Here is a 20,573-nt window from a genome sequence, read left to right on the forward strand (position 1 = left end):
CGGTTCTGGTTGACAACAGCGCACCATGTAGCGGGAGGCGGAGGCGCGCGAGGCTCAGCAGTGTCGGTATGACTTAAGCAGTCGTAGTCCGTGGGGTTCGGGCTACGAGTGCTTTAGTCATACGCGGGTCCGGAGAGATCCGGCATGGCGGTCCTCAGCCATTCCTAGCTCGTAGGCCCGCCACTGCGTTCCAGCCTCGCATAGCGCCGGAGCCTCCCGCGGCATTCTCCCGCTATAGAAAACCAGAATCACTTCACAAAATCCGCACACTTACGCTGGACACAAACGACAGCAAAAAAGCCAGCACAACTAATCATAGTTGTACTGGCTTGTAACGTTCATTAATACATAAAGTACCGATTAACCAACGTAAGTTAAATCCTTTGAAGTATGCGTAAATGGTTCGCAGCCCGTTTCAGTGATGGCGACACAGTCTTCGATTCGAACGCCAGCAACACCAGGGATGTAGATGCCGGGTTCAATTGAGAAGCACATGCCGGGTTTGAGGACCATGTCGTTGCCAGCCATGATGGATGGAAATTCGTGTTCACTCATGCCCATGCCGTGGCCGAGACGGTGGATGAAGTATTCACCGTAACCGGCCTTGTCAATAATGCCACGGGCAACTTGGTCAAGTTCGGCTGCGGTGATGCCGGGTTTAGCAGCATCTTGAGCAGTTAACTGAGCTTCAAGACAAACGTTATAGATGTCGAGTTGCTTGTCAGTCGGCTTGCCTAACGCAACAGTTCGAGAAGCGTCTGAAATGTAGCCATCCCAAATGGTCCCGAGGTCAAACAGAACGAGTTCGTTTTCTTTGAACTTAGTGGCGTTAGTGGCACCGTGTGGTTCAGCGGCGTGGGCGCCAGCTTGTACCAAGGTGTCAAAGCTCATTTGCATGATGCCTTCCTTCATTAAGGCGTACTGCAATTCGGCAACGACTTGTTGTTCGGTTCGGCCGGCCTTAACAGCGGCAAAGCCCTTTTCAAAAGCAAAGTCGGCCCATTTACCGGCAATGCGAAGTTTTTCGATTTCGTCTGGGGTTTTGATCACTCGTAAACTGTTAATGAAGTCGGTGATGTCGAGGTCAAATTTAGCAGTAGGGAAGACCGTTTGAAGGTTTTCAAGGCGGTCAACAGCTAATTGGCCCTTTTCTAAGGCGATTGACTTTGGCTGGTTGACGCGACTAAGGGCGTTAGTCGCAATCATCTTCCAAGGATTTTCATGATCTAAGTACCCATAGACCGGATAAGTAAAGCCGGTTTCCTTGATTGCTTCGACTTCTAAGGCCGGCGCAAACATAAATGGCTCTTGATCGGGAAATACAATGAGCGCTAGAACGCGTTCGATTGGATCGCTATAAAAGCCGGTTAAGTACTGAATCGTTCTTGGATCACTGATGTAAGCAAAGTCAGCGTGTTGTTGCGCGGTCCATTCCTGAACCTGTTGTAATTTTGACACTATAATCACCTCACTGTAAGATGCTTCAATTATAGCACAATCGCTTGATTTCCTTTGGGTCAGAAACGAGGATGAAACCGAGATGCGTTTTAACATTGAAAGGTCATGATAACTAAAAAAAGTTATGGTCGATAAAGTCGCTAGGAAAGTCGGAACGCTCAAAAGTGAGCGATAATCAAGAGGCTTGATATAACGGCTATCCTGTGATTTTTAAGGCTTAGCGAAACTATACCACTGGGCGTCTTGAAAATTGAAGTTGATTAGAGTATCATCAAGATGAAAACGTTTTCAAATTGATTTCTGAAAACTTATCTGATATATTTATCAAGTTGTTGAAAATCAGTGAAAACGAATTAAATCAATAAAGAAAGGGCTATCGCAATGGAAAAACAGACAGTAACAATCTATGATGTCGCCCGTGAAGCAGACGTTTCAATGGCGACCGTATCGCGAGTAGTGAATGGCAACCCAAACGTTAAACCTGCCACCCATAAAAAAGTGTTAGACGTAATTGAACGACTGGATTATCGTCCAAACGCCGTGGCAAGAGGGTTAGCAAGTAAGAAGACCACCACGGTTGGGGTAATCATCCCTGACGTCACCAACATTTATTTCTCATCATTAGCACGAGGAATCGATGATATTGCAATGATGTACAAATATAACATTATCCTGACCAATTCGGATGAAAATGGCCGTAAGGAAGTTCAAGTGCTCAACACCTTGATGGCAAAGCAAGTCGATGGCATTGTCTTTATGGGAAACGACGTCAGCGAAGAACTTCGCAAGGAATTTGACCGGGCGAAGACGCCAATCGTTTTGGCTGGCTGCGTCGATGAAAAGGGTCAGATGCCAAGTGTCAACATTGACTATGTAGCAGCGGTTGAAGAAGCCGTTAAGAACTTGATCGATCGTGGTAACCAACGGGTGGCATTTGTTTCTGGAAGCTTGGAACATCCAATTAACCGTGATTACCGGCTGAAGGGCTACAAGCAGGCCTTAAAGAAGGCTGGTATCCGTTACGATGATAAACTCGTCTTTGAAACGGATTACACTTACAAAGCAGGGCAATTATTGCAACCAGCCTTACAATCAGTTGGGGCAACGGCCGCAATCGTTGGTGACGACGAATTGGCTGCCGGTGTGATGAACGGGGTTTCTGATGCCGGTTTGAGCGTGCCGAATGATTTTGAAATCATTACGAGCAACGACACCAAGCTAACCGAAATGGTTCGGCCTAAGATGTCATCAATCACGCAACCACTGTACGATATTGGGGCAGTTGCAATGCGACTGTTAACCAAATTAATGAACAATGAACAAGTCGATGAAAAAACGATTCTGTTGCCATACGGCTTAATGAAGCGCGATTCGACGAATTAATAGTGTCAACTTGGAAGGTCAGGCTACCATGGGGGAGTGCTGACTTTTTTTGTGAACTGGTGATGTGGGTGATCAATATCAGCAAGTTCAAATGATGTATTTGGAGGAGATTAAATCATGAAACGACATCTTTGGGTCTTTGCCGTTGGCATGTTGGTGTTACCCATTGTGTTACTCACGATTATGACGGTCGTTAGCAACATCGTGGTGCACTTGTTGGGGTGGACGCCCGCTGATGGCAGCCTAGGTGCGAACTGGCAAATGGTGCTGACGGAAGCCTTGGTTTTGGTTAGTTGGCTTGGTATAAACCGGGGATACTTACAAGTCCCGATTGGGTGGCAGTTGCCCAAACGACTGGCTAGCTGGTGGTTCATCGCCCCAATCCTTGTGGTGCTTATCGGAGACGCAACCTTAAACCCATCGTTTTCGTTTGGTATCGGATACGTTGTGACGGCGATTGTAATGGGTCTGGGAGTTGGTATTACGGAGGAATACGTATTTCGAGGGTTGCTGGTTGGCTATTTGTACCGCCATTTTCGGTTAAGTGCGATGGTGACGGCGATTGTGAGTGGGATTATCTTTGGTGGTGTGCACCTTGTTAATGCCCTTCAGGGGAGTTTGAGTAATACGATTGCACAGGTGATTGCTGCAATCGCACTCGGATTTTTCTTCGCAGTTATCTACTTATTAACGAACAGCCTGTGGTTACCGATTATTGGCCATTCCGTGATTGATGCGTTTGATCAACTGGCATTTGGGACCCTCAGTAACCAAAGCGGGACTAGTTTGGTGACCGGCGTGATTTATGCGATTGTGTTTGCAGGACTAGGTTGGTGGTTGCTTAAGCGTCATCAAGCAATTGCAATCGGGCAGGAAATAGCGGGTCAAGCCCCCGGTAAGCAGCTCAACTTTAAGCAACCTTCTCGTACAGCAATGGCCATTGATCCCGTCAAAACTAGCATCGCCATCGCGATTCCGTTAGTTGAATTAGCGCTTGGTGCGTTAGTTACGTTGATTTGGCATGGTAAGTGGCCAAGGGTGATTGCGGTTGACTTAATTTTCTTCATCGGTTTTGCGGTCGCCATTTATTTGTATCGGGATGTTTTAGTAACCGATTGGCGACAGTTCAAGCAACACCTTGGTCGAGGCGTCTTAATTGCCATCGCTGGCTTTTTAGGGTCCTATCTGGTCCTGCTTTTAGTCCGGTTAGTGTTAAAGCCGTTTACGACGAGTGTTGCCGCGAGTGGGGTAGACGTTTTAAGCGTTCAATCAACCGGATTAGCATTGGTTGCGAGTTTGACGACTCTGATGGCGCCGTTTACGGAAGAAATCATTTTTCGACACGTCCTGTTTTATCAATGGCAAAAGCGAGGGGCAGTAACCTGGCTGATGTTGATTGTTTCCTCGGTCGCATTTGGCTTGGTGCACTGGAATAACTTTAACGGTGATGTGTTGGCGATGATCCCGTACATGTGCGTTGGCGCCTTTTACGGCCTGATCTATTACTTCTCGCGAAATATCTGGCAAAATATCCTCACCCATTTTCTATTCGATTTTGTTCAAATCCTTGCGGTAATGGCCTTGTTTATTGTGGCGCTAGTCCACTAAAAAGCCAGAATGCGAGATTCTGCACAACCTCACCGGAACAGCTTGAATTAGAGTGACACCCGTGATATTATAATGTAGTCTGTAAAAACGAAATTATTAATTAGAAAAGAGGAGTCGTGACATGTCAGGACATTCAAAATGGCATAACATCCAAGGTCGTAAAAACGCCCAAGATGCTAAGCGTGGAAAAATTTTCCAAAAAATCTCACGTGATTTGTATCAAGCCGCTAAAGCAGGTGATCCTGATCCAGCTAACAACCCTCAACTTCGCTTGGTCATGGACAAAGCCCGGGCAGCAAACATGCCTAAGGACAACGTGCAACGTGCAATCGACAAAGCATCAGGTGTCGGTGGCGCTAAGTTCGAAGAAATTACCTATGAAGGTTACGGCCCCGGTGGGACAGCTGTCATGGTTGCCGCTTTGACCGATAACAAGAACCGGACTGCTGCTGCAGTTCGTTCAGCTTTCACGCACCATGGTGGTGCATTGGGTGCTGCGGGTTCCGTTTCTTACATGTTCGATCGTAAGGGCTACGTCGTTATTTTACGTGACGGCTTAGATGCCGACGAAGATACGGTTTTAATGGATGCATTGGATGCTGGTGCTGATGATATGAAGACCAGTGACGATCAATTTGAAATCTTCTCAGATCCATCGAGCTTGACTGCAGTGCGTGATGCATTACAAGAAAAGTACAATTTGGATACGGCTGAAGTTCGGATGTTCCCAGAGAACACGACTGAAGTACCAGAAGATAAGATTTCACAATACCAAGGCTTAATTGACGAACTTGAAGGCAATGACGATGTTTCGGACGTTTACGAAGCAGCAACGTTACCTGAAACCGCTGAATAAGTATTGACGAAAAGTCGCTCCTAATCGAGCGACTTTTTTATTTTTCAAACTAAACAAGTAGCAAAAAAGGGATTAAAGTCACGGTGATTTGTGACTTTAATCCCTTTTTGATAGGCATATCAGGTGCGATTCAATAAATCATCCGGACAAATTGAAATTAAATTCTAGCTAAAATAATGGGGTAGACCAAATTATCCATGAATAAAAAACAACGCCTGTCGTCAGTGCGTAAATAAGTGGCATGGAGGTGAATAGAGATGATTGAAGCACTTGGTCAACAACTATTGACGGGCGCCGTGCAAGCAGGAAGTTCCGATTTATACCTATTGCCGGATGCAGAACAGTACGCGATTTACGAGCATCAGGCGTTGGGTATGACTAAAATTCAGACGGTTCCCTATGCGACAGGTCAGCAATTAATTGCCCATCTGAAGTATCGCGCCGACATGGCGATCACCGAAACTAGGCGACCACAAATGGGGGCGTTGACGGTGACCATTAACGATTGCCCAATTCATTTACGGCTCTCCAGTGTTGGTGATTTTCTACATCGTGAATCATTGGTGATTCGGTTGTTACAACCTCTGGCAGTTAGTCAGCCACGTTTTTTAGTACCAGATCAGTTTGAAACGCTTGAGCAATGGTGTCGTTTGCGAGGACTGATTTTGTTTGCGGGACCAACGGGGTCTGGCAAAACAACGACGATTTATCAATTAGCCAAGACGTTACGTCAGCATGGTTCGGTGTTAACCATTGAAGATCCGGTTGAAATTATTGAAACCGACTTTTTGCAGTTGCAGGTGAACGATTCGGCAGAAATGACCTATGAGGCATTGATCAAGGTCGCACTGAGGCATCGTCCCGACATTTTGATTGTCGGCGAGATTCGAGATCGAACAACCGCTCAAGCTTGTGTGGAAGCAGCGTTAAGCGGGCACTTGGTTCTCAGTACCGTTCACGCCCGTAATGTATACGGTGTGGTGACTCGACTGGCGCAACTTGGTGTTGACATGGCAGCTTTACAGCAGGCAATCACTGGCGTTGCTTATCAACGGTTGCTGCCAACTACCACCGATCAAATCACTGCCTTATTGGATCTTCAAGCTGGTCCGGTCACAACGGACTGGTTCGGTGATCGACAAATGACAACGGAATGGAGGCGACACCTTGACGAAGCACAACAACGCGGACTCCTTACAGCCCAAACCGTCACCCACTTCGAAGCGGGTTAAGCCGTGGCCGGTAGCCTTTCAAGCCTCGGTATTTCAATTGGTAAGTGAGCTCTTGACGGTGGGCTTTTCGATTCGACATGCGTTAAGTTTTTCCGAGTTGATCTTTAAGCGCCAAGTTAAGGATCTGCAACACATCAACGATCAATTGCGATTGGGGGTCACCGTCAGTCAGGCATTTGAACCCTATATTGATGACCAGATCTGTTTGCAACTCCAATTAGCTGAAGAACATGGACAACTCAGCCAGAGTTTAGGTCAAATCAGCCGCCTATTAGCCACAGCAGACCAACGACAGCAAAAGATTCGTCGTTTACTTCGGTACCCAGCCATGTTACTGATGTTACTCATTGTAATCATTACGGGACTGCAATTAATTGTCTTTCCGCAAGTTCAAGATTTGGCGGGAACATCACAAAGTACGCACCACTGGCTTTGGTGGGGGATTGGTGGCATTGTGATTGGTCTGATTGGTTTTGTGAGTCTGTTGCAACTCAAACAACAACCGATTTTACAGCGCGTTGAGCAACTATCTCGATTGCCCATTATCGGTGGCGTGATGCGAACCTACTACGGCTATTACTTTTTAGCCGCGTACACGATTTTGATTAGTAGTGGGCTTGAAATGCAGGACATTTTGCGGACGTTGCAGCGGGCTAAAAAAACGACTTTGCTATATCAGCTTAGTACTAAACTAGCAACGCAATTGGCAGCCGGTGAACCGCTAATGACGGCGTTGATGCGCTATCGATTCATGCCCGCAGAATTACAAATCATTCTTGCGGCTGGTCAAACCAAAGCAACAATGGCTCAGGAATTAACGGCGTTAACGGAACTTTATTATCAGCGGTTGATGGCGCAATTAGAACGTTTGATGGCGTGGATTCAACCGATTGCGTTTTTAGTGATTGCTGGGATGATTTTGGGCACTTACGTCAGTCTATTTTTACCGATGTATCACATGATTGGAGGATTAGGATGAAACGGGTAAAGCGCTGCTTCACTTTATTAGAAATGTCGATAGTACTAGTAATCGTCAGCTTACTAGTACTCATCATTGTTCCCAACTTAGCACAGCAAAAAAAGCACGCCAATACGGTTCACACGGGGGCAATGGTAACCGTTGTTCAAACGCAACTGGAGTCCTATTTGGATGCAACGGATGATCGATCAACTTCGTTTGCAGAATTGCAACGCGCCGGGTACTTAACAGAAAAGCAGGTCAAGATGGCGAAGCGAGAGGGGATTCGAATCGATGGGACGCAGGTCAAAGTTGACTCGTAGGGGGTTAACACTTTTGGAGTCGATTATGACGTTGGCCATTTTGAGTGGTGTGTTAGTGGTGTTAACGACGGCTCGGCAGACAACGCGTCAGACGCCACGAAGCGAAGCTGCTTTTTGGCGAACGTTTCAGGCCAATTGGCGACACGTTCAATCTGATGTGCAGGCACACCACCATAATACGATTATTCGGTTTAAACCGGAAAAAGGAGTCGTGTTTGATGGGGCTCAGTGGCATCAAGTATTAGAGCTACCTAAAACGTTGCGGATTTTGAAAGAACAAGAAATTGCACCAAAGAAAAGTGGCAACTTTTCGCCACAGCGGGTTTCGTTATACTCCACTGCAACTCAGCAAAAATATGAAGTGGTGATTCAAATGGGATGGGGGGTCTATCAAGTTGAAGCGAAGTGAACGGAAACGCGGCTTTATTTTAAGTGATTCAGTCGTGGGGTTGACGCTCATTTGTTTAGGTGTGATCACGTTTGCGGAAGCGCAACTGGTCATGAACCGGCAACTGGGACAACGAGAAGAACGCGTGTTACAACTTCGGCAGCGGTATGAGACTCAATTACGGGAGAAAAATTCGTGAAACGGGGCTTTAGTTTAATTGAAACCATTATTGCGATTGCGGTCATTGCTGTGGGATTGTTAACCATTCAACTCGGAACGTCAATCGTGATGAACCAGCGGCAACGAGAATTTGATGAACAGTTAGCTTGGTATCAATTGTTGGGTGAGCTTGAGTCGCCAGAGTACCGGTTTCGGGTGACTAAAATGGATCCGAATCATCGGTATCAGTTGGTATTAAAGACACCAAGAGTAACTGAAAGGCCGTTTATATTAGTGCATCGGCGGACTGTTAAAACGAAATCACCGCATGAACTGATGTTGACCACGCCAGATGGTGGGTACCTTCCCCTGATTCGAGATGTCAAAGATGTGACGTGGACCACCAAACAAAATCGCTTATATCTCGAGTTAACCATGATGAAAGGTCAAAAATTTTCGGCGTTGACGAGCGTCCCGGTGAGTCTTGATCAAGAGAAGGATGAGAAAAAATAATTGAAAGTTAAAAATGGCTTTGTGACAATTTTGGCACTCGTTTTTTTAGGGGTGTTAACGACCCTGTTATTATTTCAGCTCCAAGCCTATTACCAGCAACGCCAAGCGTTTGATGATTTGATCGAAAACTATTCAAAACGCGTGATGTCGGTGGTTGACTCTTCACAATCTAAAACAAAGAAGTGACAAAATTAAGCTAAGTAGCTTGAATAACTTGGTGAAAATTTGTAAGATAGATTCTGTGGATATACAATCCTTAATCACGAGGAGGTCGACAACACTGGCTTTAAAAGAAACAGAAGCGCTGTTTAACGTACTTGATCAATCAAGTGGGCTTTTGAAGACTGCGCTGGACACATCGTATTTAGACGCCTTTATCGAATCAGGGGATAACCTGATTGCTGGTAATGTGCAGGTTGAAGACGACGTACCGGATGCAGATACCGTTCAAAAGTTACAAGCGCTTTACGCGCAGGTGGACGTTGCAACGTTACCTAAAGAGGTCGCGCGACAAGCAGTCCAGCTTTCAATGTTGAAGGCGATCCAAGAAGACAAGATTCAGGGCAATCATCAGATGACCCCGGATACGATTGGCATGGTGATGGGTTATCTCATCATCCGGTTGGTTGAGCATCAGTCCCAACTGACGATTCTTGATCCGGCCGTTGGGACCGCTAATTTGTTAACGACGATTCTTAATCAGTTGACGGATGAGACACCCGCAACGGTTTCGGCAATTGGTATTGATAACGATGATTCAATGTTGTCAGTTGCTGACATTAACACGACACTGCAACGGGTGCCGGTTGAGCTGCAACACCAAGATGCGCTTGGCGATCTTTTAGTCCCGGCAGTTGACTTGGTCGTTTCGGATCTGCCAATTGGCTACTATCCATTGGATGATAAGGTAACGTCGTTTAAGACCAGGTCTGAGTCAGGTCACTCCTACGTTCACCACTTGCTGCTTGAACAAGCAATGCAAGCGGTAAAACCAGGTGGCTTTGGCATTTTCCTAGTCCCAAGCCAACTATTTTCATCACCAGAAGCGAAATCGTTATTGGGTTGGTTACAGGAAAGTGCTTATCTACAAAGCTTTTTGGCACTGCCAAAAGACCTATTTACGGCGCAATCAGCGGAGAAATCGATTTTGTTACTTCAACGTCATGGGGAACACGCCAAACAGGCCAAAAAGGTCATGATTGGTGAATTCCCATCGTTTAAGGATCAAACCGCGTTCTCGAAGTTTATTGCGGAAATGGTTGATTGGGAATTAAATGATTTGCTGAAATAAAACAAAAGGAGAATTAATTTCATGGGAAAAACACTTGCCGTTAACGCAGGAAGCTCCACTTTAAAGTTTAAGCTTTTCGAAGTTCCTTCAGAAGATGTCATCACAAGCGGGGTTATCGAACGGATCGGTCTCAAAGATTCAATCGTGACGATCAAGTACGGCGATGGTCAAAAGTACGAGAACGTTCAAGACGTTGATACACATGAACAAGCAATCCACTTGATGTTGGATCAATTGTTAGCCCTTGATATCATTAAGGACTACAAGGAAATCACTGGGATCGGTCACCGGGTCGTTGCCGGTGGTGAATTCTTTACGGATTCTGTCTTAGTTGACGATGACGTGCTTCAAAAGATCGAAGACTTAGCTGAATATGCACCACTGCATAACCCAGCTGAAGCAATGGGCATCCGGGCGTTCAAGAACATCTTACCTGATGTGCCTAACGTAGCCGTGTTTGACACGTCATTCCACACATCAATGCCAAAAGTGAACTACATGTACGCCATTCCTTACGAATACTACGAAAAGTTCGGTGCTCGTAAGTATGGGGCCCACGGAACAAGTCACCGTTACGTTGCTGGCCGGGCCGCCGCAATGCTTGGCAAGCCATTGGAAGACTTAAAGCTGATCACCTTGCACATTGGCGCCGGTGCTTCAATTACGGCGGTTAAGAACGGTAAGTCATTTGATACTTCAATGGGCTTCACGCCACTTGCCGGAATCATGATGGCAACCCGTTCTGGTGATATTGATGTTTCCTTGGTAACTTACTTGATGGAAAAGCTGAACATCAAGGATCCTAACGAAATGATCAACATCTTGAACAAGAAGTCTGGCTTGATCGGGGTATCTGAAACCTCTGCTGACATGCGTGACCTAGAAAAGGTTCAAGATAAGAACGAAAAGGCCCACTTAGCACGTGATATGTACATCAACCGGATCGTTCGCTACATTGGCCAATACGTGGCTGAACTTGGTGGTATCGATGCCATCGTCTTCACAGCCGGTGTTGGTGAAAATGATATTCCAATTCGTCAAGAAATTGCCGATAAGTTAAGCTACTTCGGGATCGCTGTTGATCCAGAAAAGAACCACATTCGTGGCGTTGAACGTGACTTATCAACTGACGATGCAACGGTTAAGACCCTGTTAATCCCTACGGATGAAGAGTTAATGATCGTTCGTGACGTTGAACGGTTGACGAAGTAATTCAATCATCATTAAGATCATCACTTGTTGATGGTTGATTAGAAAGCAACTGCTTTGATCGAAGCTATTTGATCGGGTGGTTGCTTTTTTGTTGTTTATGGATGGGTTGTTTTTTCAGGATGGGCTGGTTTAAGGGTCAACGGTTATTTTGAAGTTTTGATTTACGTTTGTGTTTAGCTCACGGATGTTCATGCTGTTTGTCGTCAGTTTGCTTGTCAAAGTTGCGGTGAAGGTCGTTCATTGAGGCTAGGATATTCGGCACCACTTAACTGTTATTTTTAGGTTTCCTGAAGTTGCAGAAACTTGTTAACCACGTGCTTTCTGACCGCCTCGCTCCGCACACTTACATTGTTAATTGCATTTTTTTCATCTTTGCGTGAGTAATTGTCACGAATTCAACATTAAGCGGTTTGACGCCGTTTTGGACCGGTGGTTAGCGTTTAATTCGATGGACGGAGGCTTATTTGCCAGAATCGGGGAATATGCCGTGTATAATATGGCCCATGAAGGAGTGAAGCGGCATGGAAAATAACGAAGCATCAACGGATCAGTTCTCACGGGGGTTAAAAAACCGGCACGTGCAATTGATCGCACTAGGTGGCACCATTGGAACCGGGCTCTTCTTGGGCGCCGGCGAATCGATTCATTCAGCAGGGCCATCAATTGTGCTCGCGTACCTGATTGCTGGAATTGCCTGCTTTTTACTCATGCGGGCATTAGGGGAATTACTATTATCTGATTTAAAGGCCCATTCGTACATCGACTTTATTGAACGGTACTTGGGTGAACGTTGGGGCTTCATCGCTGGTTGGACGTATTGGGTCTGCTGGTTAACCATTGCGATGGCTGATTTAACGGCCGCTGGGTTGTATATGAAATTTTGGTTCCCCGGGTTGCCACAGTGGGTGACTGGGTTAGTGATTTTATTGATCTTGTTAGTCATCAACTCGGTGACAGTCAAAGCGTTTGGTGAAACTGAATTTTGGTTTGCAATCGTTAAAATTGTCGCCATTGTAGCGCTGATCGTAATTGGGGTCGTTCTGGTCGTGATTCAGTTTAAGACGCCGGTTGGCCATGCCTCGGTGGGCAACTTGTTTGCCGGTAAGTTCTTTGCTCACGGCGCAAAGGGGTTCTTACTCTCATTTCAAATGGTGTTGTTTGGGTTCATTGGGATTGAAATGGTTGGGATGACGGCTTCTGAAACGAACGACCCAACGCATATTATTCCCAAGGCTATCAATGAAATTCCGATGCGGGTCATCTTGTTTTACCTTGGGTCGTTACTGGCCCTCATGTGCATCTATCCATGGCACTTTATTTCGCCTGATGAAAGTCCGTTCGTTCAAGTCTTTTCAGCGATTGGCATCAAGTCTGCCGCAGCCATCATTAACTTTGTGGTTTTAACGGCAGCTGCTTCGGCATGTAATAGTTCCTTGTTTACGACCGGTCGAATGTTGTTTTCATTGACTTACGGTGGTAAATCACGGGCGTCAAAGCGCTTGGGTAAGTTATCTAAGGCGCAAGTACCGGTCAATGCGCTATTGCTTTCCGCAGCGATTATCGCAGTGGTAGTGGTTTTGAACATGTTTATTCCGGGAAAGGTCTTCACCCTGATTTCAAGTATCGCCACCACTTGTTTCCTGTTTATCTGGGGCTCAATCGTGCTCGCTCATTTAAAGTACCGGCGGGTCATGAAAGCCGAAGGTAAACCAGCTGGCGACTTCAAGATGCCATTTGCGCCATATTCGGACTACTTCGTCTTAGCCTTTCTAGGCATGGTCGGCGTTGTGTTGCTGTTCCGGTTTGAAACGTTAGTCGCGTTGATTGGTTCAGTGCTATGGCTCTTGGGACTCTGGTTATTCAAAACAATCAAGGATCGAGCGGTTGTGGCCTCGATTCAAGATTAGGGCCTGAGGATATCGCTTTGATTGAAGCTGACTTTATAAAATTAACTTAGTGCGGTGACTGATATTCAGTCATTTACTAACAAATCGTCAAAAATACGGTGGGTGCCAGAAGATGGCCTCACCGTATTTTTGACGATGATTGTTCGACACAGCACGTTTTATTTTATTGATTGGCCTAAATCGGGTAGACTGAAAGTTAACGTGAATCTGTCGAACAAGCATTGAACGGAACATGGTACACTAGAGACAGTAGCTTTTGAAAAAGAAGGGATTAGCGTGCAACAATTTTTTACATCAGATACGCATTTTTTTCATAAGGACCTTTTGGGGGATTCCAAGTTTGCGCCGCGCCCCTTTGCGTCGGTAGATGAAATGAATCAAACCATTATTGACCACTGGAATGAACGGGTGACGCCTGAGGACACGGTTTATCATCTTGGCGATATCGCACTCTACTTTATCCGACCGGAACGCGCGGCTGAAGCGGCCATTTTAGACGTTTTAAACCAGCTCAATGGTCACTTAGTCCTCATTAAGGGGAACCATGATAACCGGGCGTTATTCAAATACCTCGCGCAACACAATTACGAATATGGCGGCAAACCCAAGTTTGAATTTCACGACGTGGGCAAAATTATTAAAGTCAATCACCGTCAATATTACTTAACCCACTACCCTATGATGATGGGCATTGTTAAGCAAATCATTAACTTACACGGCCATATTCACCACTATGCGGTGGGGGTCAAAGAAAACATTAACGTCGGTGTTGATACCCCAGAAGTTGATTATCTTAAGACGAAACCGGCCTTTGGCGCACCGTTTACCATGGCCGAAGTGGAAGAAATGGTTCAGGGAAAGTATGACGATTTTCAGAAACGACACTAACGTTTGGGAGGTAGCATAACGGCATGACAGAGAAAATTACCATCTTACATACCAATGATATTCATTCCCACTTTGAAAATTGGCCTAAGATTCGGCGGTATTTGTTAGAAGAACGAGCGCGTTATCAAGCGGCTGGTCATACGGTGTATACGTTCGACATCGGTGATGCGATGGATCGGGTTCATCCGCTCAGTGAAGCGACTAACGGCCAAAAAAACGTTCAGTTGATGAATCAGATCCACTATGATGGCGTGACGATTGGGAATAACGAGGGGCTTGGCAATTCTAAGCGTCAGTTGAACCGATTGTACGCCAAGGCCAATTTTGACGTCATTTTAGGCAATTTATTGAACTCACCTAAAAAATCGCAGCCTAAGTGGGCGATGCCGGCTAAGTTAATGACGACGGATGCTGGTACTCGGGTACTCGTGTTGGGCTTAACGGCACCATACACGCTCACCTACCCGTTATTGGGTTGGCAGCCGATCTCAGTCAATCTGATGCTACCGCGGCTACTAAAGCAGTATGCCGGGCAGTATGATGTGGTGGTGTTGCTCTCACACTTAGGGCTTGACGTTGATCGTCAAATCGGCAAGCGTTATCCAGAAGTCGACGTGGTAATTGGTGCGCATACTCACCATTTGTTGGTGCACGGCGAATTGGTCAACCAAACGTTGTTAGCCGCGGCTGGCAAATACGGTTACTATGTTGGGACGATTCAGCTTGAATTGAAAGATCACCACATTGTGACCAAGCAGGCTTCCGTGGTTGAAACGGCGAATTTGCAAGCGGCAACTTCAGATCGAACCGAAATTGAAGGTTATCAAAAACTCGGCGAGCGACTACTATCTAAAAAGCGAGTGGCTCAGTTACCCGTTGCGATGGAGAAAAACTGGGAGGGGCACTCCCGATTAGCCAGTGAGGGATTGGCGGCAATGGAGGCCTATGCGGGCACCGATGCCGCAATCGTTAATGGTGGGTTGTTTATGCGCGACCTACCGGCTGGTATCGTCACGCAAAATGAACTACATCAGTTGTTACCGCATGCCATGCACGTGATGCGGGTAACGTTGAGTGGTGACAATCTTTGGCGCTTGATCATGGAAATGGAAAAAACCAGGCCGTTCTTGAATCGGTTCCCAATCAAGGGAATGGGCTTTCGTGGCAAGTATTTTGGCGCTTTAACGTACTCAGGTATCACCTATAACGAACACGAAGGAACTGTCCTGTTTCGGGGCGAGCCTTTGTCACCGATGAAGGCGTACACGATTGCCGTTCCGGATCACTACTTGTTCATTCCGTTTTTCCCAACCATTTCAATTGTTGGTCAAAACGAAATTTTATATGGTAAGCTATTAAGGACGGTTTACGGCGACTATCTCGCCAAACAATACCCAATCAAGAAGGAGGCGACATCGCAACATGGACAAAAAGGCACTACAGACGCTCATTGATGAGGCTCGTGAGCAGCGAACGCCCGGTGGGGTGATCGTTTCAGTGGACGAGACGCACTATCAAATCAACGAACATCCCTATGAATTACTCACTAATTACCGGGATGCATTTGACCGAATGATGTTAAGCGACCGGTTTAACACGTTTTATTCCAAATACGATTATTTAGTGGGGGATATGGGCTTTGGTCAACTGCGATTACGCGGTTTTTATAGCGATGAACGCAACGTTCCCGCTGAACTTAAAATTAGTGCGCTACAGGACTACTTAGACGAACACTGTAATTTAGGGTGTCCGTACTTCGTTTTGCATAATCAAGACGTCCGGGCAACTACGCCTAAGCGTCCTCGACGGCAACGAGAAACTGGCGGTCGGCATGAGTCAACTAGTGACCATGACGCTCAGCCACACCGCTCACGGCGCCGCTCTCAGCGCAATAATAGTAATCGAAAACGTGAGACACAATCAGAAGCCAAACCAACGACTCGAAATCAATCAGGAACAACTAAACCAACGACTAAACCAACGAGACAGACAACGACCAATCAACATGCAACTAGTCAGCGTTCCCAACAATCAACAACCACCAAGCAGCATGCCTCAGAGGGCAATGGTCACAGTCGACAGCGATCGCGTCGTCGTCGGCCAAATAACCAGTCCGGCCGACCATCAAACGGTCAACAAAAGGCCTACGTGGTTGAAAAAATCAAACCGGTGAAGCCCAAACCAGTTAGTGAACGACAGGGGACGGTCAAAACCGTGGGTCACAGTCAGCACCGTAAATTTACCATTCGGGAAAAAGAGGATTAATTGAATATGGCAAAACACTACGATGGTTACTTTATCGACTTAGATGGAACGGTGTACGCGGGTAAGAAACGCATTCCGGCGGCCAAACGGTTCATCGAACGATTACAAGCAACGCAAACAAAGTTTATGTTTGTCACAAACAATACGACTAAGTTACCAGCGGATGTGGTGCGCAACTTAGCTGAGAACCATGATATTCACGTTGATGAAAGTCACGTGTATACGGCTGGGTTGGCTAGTGCAGACTACGTTGCTGGTATTGCGAAGCCTGAACAAAACCGCGCTTACCTGATTGGTGAAACCGGTCTGATGCAAGCATTTATCGATCAGGGGTTTCACCTGACAGAACAGGACCCGGACTTCGTCGTGATTGGTTTAGATCACGATGTGACCTACCATAAACTGGCGACTGCAACGTTGGCCGTTCGAAATGGGGCTAAGTTTATTGGGACCAATCCAGACTCCAACATTCCCAGTGAACAGGGCATGTTGCCTAGCGCTGGTGCTTTAAACGAATTAGTGGCCTATGCAACGCAACAACGACCGCAATACATTGGCAAGCCTGGATCAATCATTATGGAAAAGGCGCTCGAACGGATGGGGTTATCGAAGGCGCAAGTGTTAATGGTTGGCGATAACTACCAAACCGATATCAGAGCGGGCCTTGATTTTGACATGGACACACTGTTAGTGTATTCCGGCCTGTCAACGAAGCAGCAGGTTGTGGCTGAAGACCGACAGCCAACGTATCAGATCGATTCGTTAGACGATTGGTCATTGGACGAGCACTAACTACGGGAGGCGTCAACACACATGATACGGGTGAAACAGGGTGTCCAGTGGACGTTGTTGTTTTTGGCAATCGTGTCACTGGCAATTTTTATCACGATCAACAGTATGTGGCTGTATTGGCTGAACGTTGTGCTAGGTGACCTTTCTAGAGTAGTTGGCATTTCAACGGGGCGGATTATGGACAACTACGGTCAGTTGTTGAGTTATTTGCAATTACCGTGGATTCACCATTTAAGCATGATGGATTTTCCAACGTCGCCGAGTGGTCGTCAGCATTTTAGCGACGTCAAAAACCTCTTCTTACTTAATAATGCGGTGTTGATCGTGACGATTGTGCCCGCGTGGCGGTTTTTACGGCGACTGTGGCGGACTAATCAAGTATGGCGGTTGATTCGGCCCTTTCAGGTTGCTGCCGTTGTTCCAATCTTGGCTGGTATGATGATGGCCATTAACTTTAATCAGTTTTTTATCGCATTTCATAAAACGCTGTTTCGCAATTCAGATTGGTTATTTAATCCGCAATTCGATCCCATTATTTTGGTGTTACCGGAATCATTTTTCTCCCAATGTTTCATATTTGCCTTTTTATTATTTGAATTGGTCATGATATGGGGAATTTGGTCGGGAAAAGAAAGTTTTAACCAGCTTTGATTTGTGTGCACACAAAAAAAGGTGACTGCCAACAAGGCAATCACCTTTTTTGATTGACATAAACGAATGTCTTATTCGCTTACTTGACCGTTCTTTTTAAAGAGACCCACAAAAGCAGGAATCATTGACACAACGATAATCCCTAAGACGACTAATGAAAAATGTTCCTTAACGAAACCAATATTACCGAAGAAGTAACCGCCAGCGCAGCAAAGTGCTACCCAGGCGACACCAGCGGCTGCATTATACTTAATGAATGAGCGGTACTGGTAGTGCGACGTTGCGGCAACGAAGGGTGCGAAAGTTCGAATGATCGGCATGAACCGGGCTAGAAAAATCGCAATGGCGCCGTGACGATCAAAGAACCGCCTGGACTCGTTTAACCGTTCCTCGCTGATGAACCGGCCGAAAAAGGCGTGCTTTGTTAGCGCAATACCAACTCGACGACCAATCATGAAGTTAGTTGAATCCCCGAGGAGTGCTGCCAGTAAGAAGAGACCAACGAATAACCAGATGTTGAGGTGGTAAGTCGGGTTGGCCGCCAAGGCAGCTGCGGCAAACAGCAGTGAATCACCGGGGAGAAATGGTAGGATCACCGCACCGGTTTCGATGAAGATAATTAAGAACAAGATACCGTACGTCCACCCGCCAAAGGTATTGACGATATTGACCATGTGTTGATCAATATGAAGTACGAAATCAAATAGTTGAGTCATATTAGGGTGTGTCCTTTCAATTACTGTAATGTGGCCATTGTACCAGATAATGTCAGATAAACGGGGAATTTAATGGCGATTTTAATAAAAAGATTGAAAATGACTGATTGCGGTAAACAGGGTTTGATTAGGGTGGTACACAGAATTTTGGGACTCGATAAGTTGCTTTTTAGTTTAAATCATGGATAATAGATATAATTACTATGTTGGAGGTATCACAGTGAATTATCCACAGTTACATCTTGAAGAAGTTAACGGCCCTAAGGCAACGATCAGTACATCAATGGGCGATATTAAAGTACAACTCTTTCCAGACCAAGCGCCCAAGGCCGTTGAAAACTTCGTGTCATTGGCTAAGAAGCACTACTACGATGAAGTGATTTTTCACCGTGTGATCAGCGACTTTATGATTCAAGGCGGCGATCCTACTGGAACTGGGATGGGCGGCGAAAGTATCTGGCAGACACCATTTGAAGATGAGTTCTCCCAAGAGGTTTATAACTTGCGTGGGGCCCTTTCAATGGCCAACGCTGGTCCAAACACTAACGGCAGTCAGTTCTTCATTGTTCAAAATCAGCACATGTCCGCTCAAATCACGGAACAATTGAAGTCAGCACATTTCCCTGACGAAATTGTGACGGCTTACCAAAAGGGTGGGACACCATGGCTTGATTTCCGTCACACTGTTTTCGGTCAAGTCACCGAAGGCATGTCAGTTTTAGATGCCATTGCGGCTGTTAAGACGGATGCGTCTGATAAACCACTGGAAGACGTTGTGATCGAATCAGTTACAATTACGGATTAAGGTTAACCATTAACGAATCTTGTTGACATGATTGTCGGCAAGATTTTTTTGTATGATGAAGGTGACTGACGTTTTACTGTTAACTGACGATTAAATCCGTTATAGTAGAACCTAAGTGTAAAACAAAAATGATTAGTCATTAGGAGGAATGAAAAGTGCTACGAATTGGAAATCAAGTTCACGGAACGGTTACTGGCATTCAGCCGTATGGGGCATTTGTTGACCTTGGTGATGGGGTTCAGGGATTGATTCATATTTCGGAGTGTCATTATGGGTTTGTTAAGGATATTCACCAGTATTTAACTGTCGGCGATGAAATCGACGTGGTTGTGCTGGATATCGATGAGTTTACAGGAAAGATCTCCTTATCCTTGCGTTGTATGGAAGAACCTAAAGCATCTTTAACGATGACGGTGCCCCAACAAGAGGGACGGCATAAACATTACTGGACAAGTCGCAATGTTCATGAAGGATTTGCCCCCATTCAAAGCCGCCGTCACGCATGGGAACAAGAGGCTTTGAAGGAACTTGTTCAGAAATAGAATCTTTTTTAAGAAAATGCTTGACCATCCTGGTAATTGCTGGTAATATTTTACATGTTGTTAACGCAGACATTATTAATTTCTCGGATAGTTATACAAAACCTCCGAAAGGTTAAAGGTTGAGTTAATCAATAGCAGATGTGATTGGAAGAAAATTCAATTTGAACTTTATGAATAAAGATTCAAGTTAAGAGTTGACAATCTTCTGTTGTAAATGTTAAACTGATTAAGTTGCTTCGGAGCGGCAGTCGTTATTGATTGAAATAAAGATTTCAAATTAATAGTTGACAGCCCAATGACAACGAGATACAATTTAAGAGCTGATTCAAAAGGAATCAGCTTGGTAGACCTTTGAAAACTGAACAAAGTTTTGTTTCACAAATGTGCAGGGTATATCACTTCGGTGATATCAAATGTAATTTGCGAAGTCAATTTCGCTAGTAATAATTAAATGAGCTACAAACAATCATAAATTGAGAGTTTGATCCTGGCTCAGGACGAACGCTGGCGGCGTGCCTAATACATGCAAGTCGAACGCATCCCGTTGATTTGAAGTGCTTGCACTGATTTTTAACATCGGATGAGTGGCGAACTGGTGAGTAACACGTGGGTAACCTGCCCAGAAG

22 protein-coding genes and 1 rRNA gene are annotated in these 20,573 nt (G+C 45.7%); 21 read left to right on the forward strand and 2 right to left on the reverse strand.

All coding sequences use genetic code 11. The features are described 5' to 3' along the window. Window positions 1–360 precede the first annotated feature (360 nt). Entirely contained in the window at window positions 361–1,458 is a 1,098-nt protein-coding gene (locus ACYVR3_RS00660; RefSeq protein WP_461242697.1) for a M24 family metallopeptidase, read from the reverse strand. A gap of 381 nt (window positions 1,459–1,839) precedes the next feature. Between ACYVR3_RS00660 and ccpA the strand changes: the two genes are divergently transcribed. The 18 genes from ccpA to ACYVR3_RS00750 all read left to right on the forward strand — a co-directional run bounded on the left by ccpA (window position 1,840) and on the right by ACYVR3_RS00750 (window position 17,884). Further along, window positions 1,840–2,841, forward strand: a complete 1,002-nt coding sequence (gene ccpA, locus ACYVR3_RS00665; protein ID WP_461242698.1) for a catabolite control protein A — start codon at window positions 1,840–1,842, stop codon at window positions 2,839–2,841. Between the two features lie 117 nt (window positions 2,842–2,958). Beyond that, window positions 2,959–4,449 (forward strand): lysostaphin resistance A-like protein, encoded by a 1,491-nt coding sequence (locus ACYVR3_RS00670; protein ID WP_461242699.1) that lies wholly within the window; start codon window positions 2,959–2,961, stop codon window positions 4,447–4,449. Window positions 4,450–4,570: 121 nt separating this feature from the next. Continuing rightward, the gene (locus tag ACYVR3_RS00675) at window positions 4,571–5,305 is read left to right on the forward strand and encodes a YebC/PmpR family DNA-binding transcriptional regulator (protein WP_057152234.1); all 735 of its coding nucleotides are present in this window, start codon (window positions 4,571–4,573) and stop codon (window positions 5,303–5,305) included. A gap of 257 nt (window positions 5,306–5,562) precedes the next feature. Continuing rightward, a complete protein-coding gene (gene comGA / locus ACYVR3_RS00680) occupies window positions 5,563–6,537 on the forward strand; it encodes a competence type IV pilus ATPase ComGA (protein ID WP_461242700.1) in 975 nt (324 codons plus the stop codon). Continuing rightward, window positions 6,473–7,516, forward strand: a complete 1,044-nt coding sequence (locus ACYVR3_RS00685) for a type II secretion system F family protein (protein ID WP_461242701.1) — start codon at window positions 6,473–6,475, stop codon at window positions 7,514–7,516. Before comGA ends, ACYVR3_RS00685 begins: the two co-directional genes overlap by 65 nt. Next, window positions 7,513–7,818, forward strand: a complete 306-nt coding sequence (gene comGC, locus ACYVR3_RS00690) for a competence type IV pilus major pilin ComGC (RefSeq protein WP_461242702.1) — start codon at window positions 7,513–7,515, stop codon at window positions 7,816–7,818. Before ACYVR3_RS00685 ends, comGC begins: the two co-directional genes overlap by 4 nt. Before the next feature lie 13 nt (window positions 7,819–7,831). Next, window positions 7,832–8,227, forward strand: a complete 396-nt coding sequence (locus ACYVR3_RS00695) for a hypothetical protein (RefSeq protein WP_461242703.1) — start codon at window positions 7,832–7,834, stop codon at window positions 8,225–8,227. Continuing rightward, entirely contained in the window at window positions 8,214–8,405 is a 192-nt protein-coding gene (locus tag ACYVR3_RS00700) for a hypothetical protein (RefSeq protein ID WP_461242704.1), read from the forward strand. Before ACYVR3_RS00695 ends, ACYVR3_RS00700 begins: the two co-directional genes overlap by 14 nt. After that, window positions 8,402–8,878 (forward strand): prepilin-type N-terminal cleavage/methylation domain-containing protein, encoded by a 477-nt coding sequence (locus ACYVR3_RS00705; protein WP_461242705.1) that lies wholly within the window; start codon window positions 8,402–8,404, stop codon window positions 8,876–8,878. Before ACYVR3_RS00700 ends, ACYVR3_RS00705 begins: the two co-directional genes overlap by 4 nt. Then, window positions 8,879–9,064 (forward strand): hypothetical protein, encoded by a 186-nt coding sequence (locus tag ACYVR3_RS00710; protein WP_461242706.1) that lies wholly within the window; start codon window positions 8,879–8,881, stop codon window positions 9,062–9,064. It abuts the gene before it with no gap. A 55-nt stretch (window positions 9,065–9,119) separates the two neighbouring features. Next, entirely contained in the window at window positions 9,120–10,169 is a 1,050-nt protein-coding gene (locus tag ACYVR3_RS00715) for a class I SAM-dependent methyltransferase (protein WP_461242707.1), read from the forward strand. A 21-nt stretch (window positions 10,170–10,190) separates the two neighbouring features. Continuing rightward, window positions 10,191–11,381 (forward strand): acetate/propionate family kinase, encoded by a 1,191-nt coding sequence (locus ACYVR3_RS00720; protein WP_057152232.1) that lies wholly within the window; start codon window positions 10,191–10,193, stop codon window positions 11,379–11,381. Between the two features lie 521 nt (window positions 11,382–11,902). Further along, window positions 11,903–13,288: an amino acid permease gene (locus ACYVR3_RS00725; RefSeq protein WP_461242708.1), complete on the forward strand. Its 1,386-nt coding sequence runs from the start codon at window positions 11,903–11,905 to the stop codon at window positions 13,286–13,288. 276 nt (window positions 13,289–13,564) lie between these two features. Continuing rightward, window positions 13,565–14,176 carry a metallophosphoesterase family protein gene (locus ACYVR3_RS00730; protein ID WP_054737039.1) on the forward strand — a complete coding sequence of 204 codons (612 nt, stop codon included), beginning with the start codon at window positions 13,565–13,567 and terminating at the stop codon, window positions 14,174–14,176. Between the two features lie 23 nt (window positions 14,177–14,199). Continuing rightward, a complete protein-coding gene (locus ACYVR3_RS00735; protein WP_461242709.1) occupies window positions 14,200–15,630 on the forward strand; it encodes a bifunctional metallophosphatase/5'-nucleotidase in 1,431 nt (476 codons plus the stop codon). Continuing rightward, window positions 15,599–16,441: a YutD family protein gene (locus ACYVR3_RS00740; protein ID WP_461242710.1), complete on the forward strand. Its 843-nt coding sequence runs from the start codon at window positions 15,599–15,601 to the stop codon at window positions 16,439–16,441. Before ACYVR3_RS00735 ends, ACYVR3_RS00740 begins: the two co-directional genes overlap by 32 nt. Before the next feature lie 6 nt (window positions 16,442–16,447). After that, window positions 16,448–17,233, forward strand: coding sequence for a TIGR01457 family HAD-type hydrolase (locus ACYVR3_RS00745; protein ID WP_461242711.1), 786 nt, complete (start codon window positions 16,448–16,450; stop codon window positions 17,231–17,233). Window positions 17,234–17,254: 21 nt separating this feature from the next. After that, window positions 17,255–17,884 carry a TIGR01906 family membrane protein gene (locus ACYVR3_RS00750; protein WP_461242712.1) on the forward strand — a complete coding sequence of 210 codons (630 nt, stop codon included), beginning with the start codon at window positions 17,255–17,257 and terminating at the stop codon, window positions 17,882–17,884. A 71-nt stretch (window positions 17,885–17,955) separates the two neighbouring features. Here ACYVR3_RS00750 and ACYVR3_RS00755 read toward each other — a convergent pair whose 3' ends face one another. Beyond that, window positions 17,956–18,600 (reverse strand): VTT domain-containing protein, encoded by a 645-nt coding sequence (locus ACYVR3_RS00755; protein WP_461242713.1) that lies wholly within the window; start codon window positions 18,598–18,600, stop codon window positions 17,956–17,958. Between the two features lie 220 nt (window positions 18,601–18,820). Between ACYVR3_RS00755 and ACYVR3_RS00760 the strand changes: the two genes are divergently transcribed. From ACYVR3_RS00760 to ACYVR3_RS00770, 3 genes are all read left to right on the forward strand, one after another. Then, window positions 18,821–19,405 carry a peptidylprolyl isomerase gene (locus ACYVR3_RS00760; protein ID WP_461242714.1) on the forward strand — a complete coding sequence of 195 codons (585 nt, stop codon included), beginning with the start codon at window positions 18,821–18,823 and terminating at the stop codon, window positions 19,403–19,405. Between the two features lie 155 nt (window positions 19,406–19,560). After that, window positions 19,561–19,947 (forward strand): CvfD/Ygs/GSP13 family RNA-binding post-transcriptional regulator, encoded by a 387-nt coding sequence (locus ACYVR3_RS00765; RefSeq protein ID WP_054737035.1) that lies wholly within the window; start codon window positions 19,561–19,563, stop codon window positions 19,945–19,947. Window positions 19,948–20,416: 469 nt separating this feature from the next. Further along, window positions 20,417–20,573, forward strand: a 16S ribosomal RNA gene (locus tag ACYVR3_RS00770); the annotation flags it as partial.

The organism is Secundilactobacillus muriivasis (genome assembly GCF_054785195.1).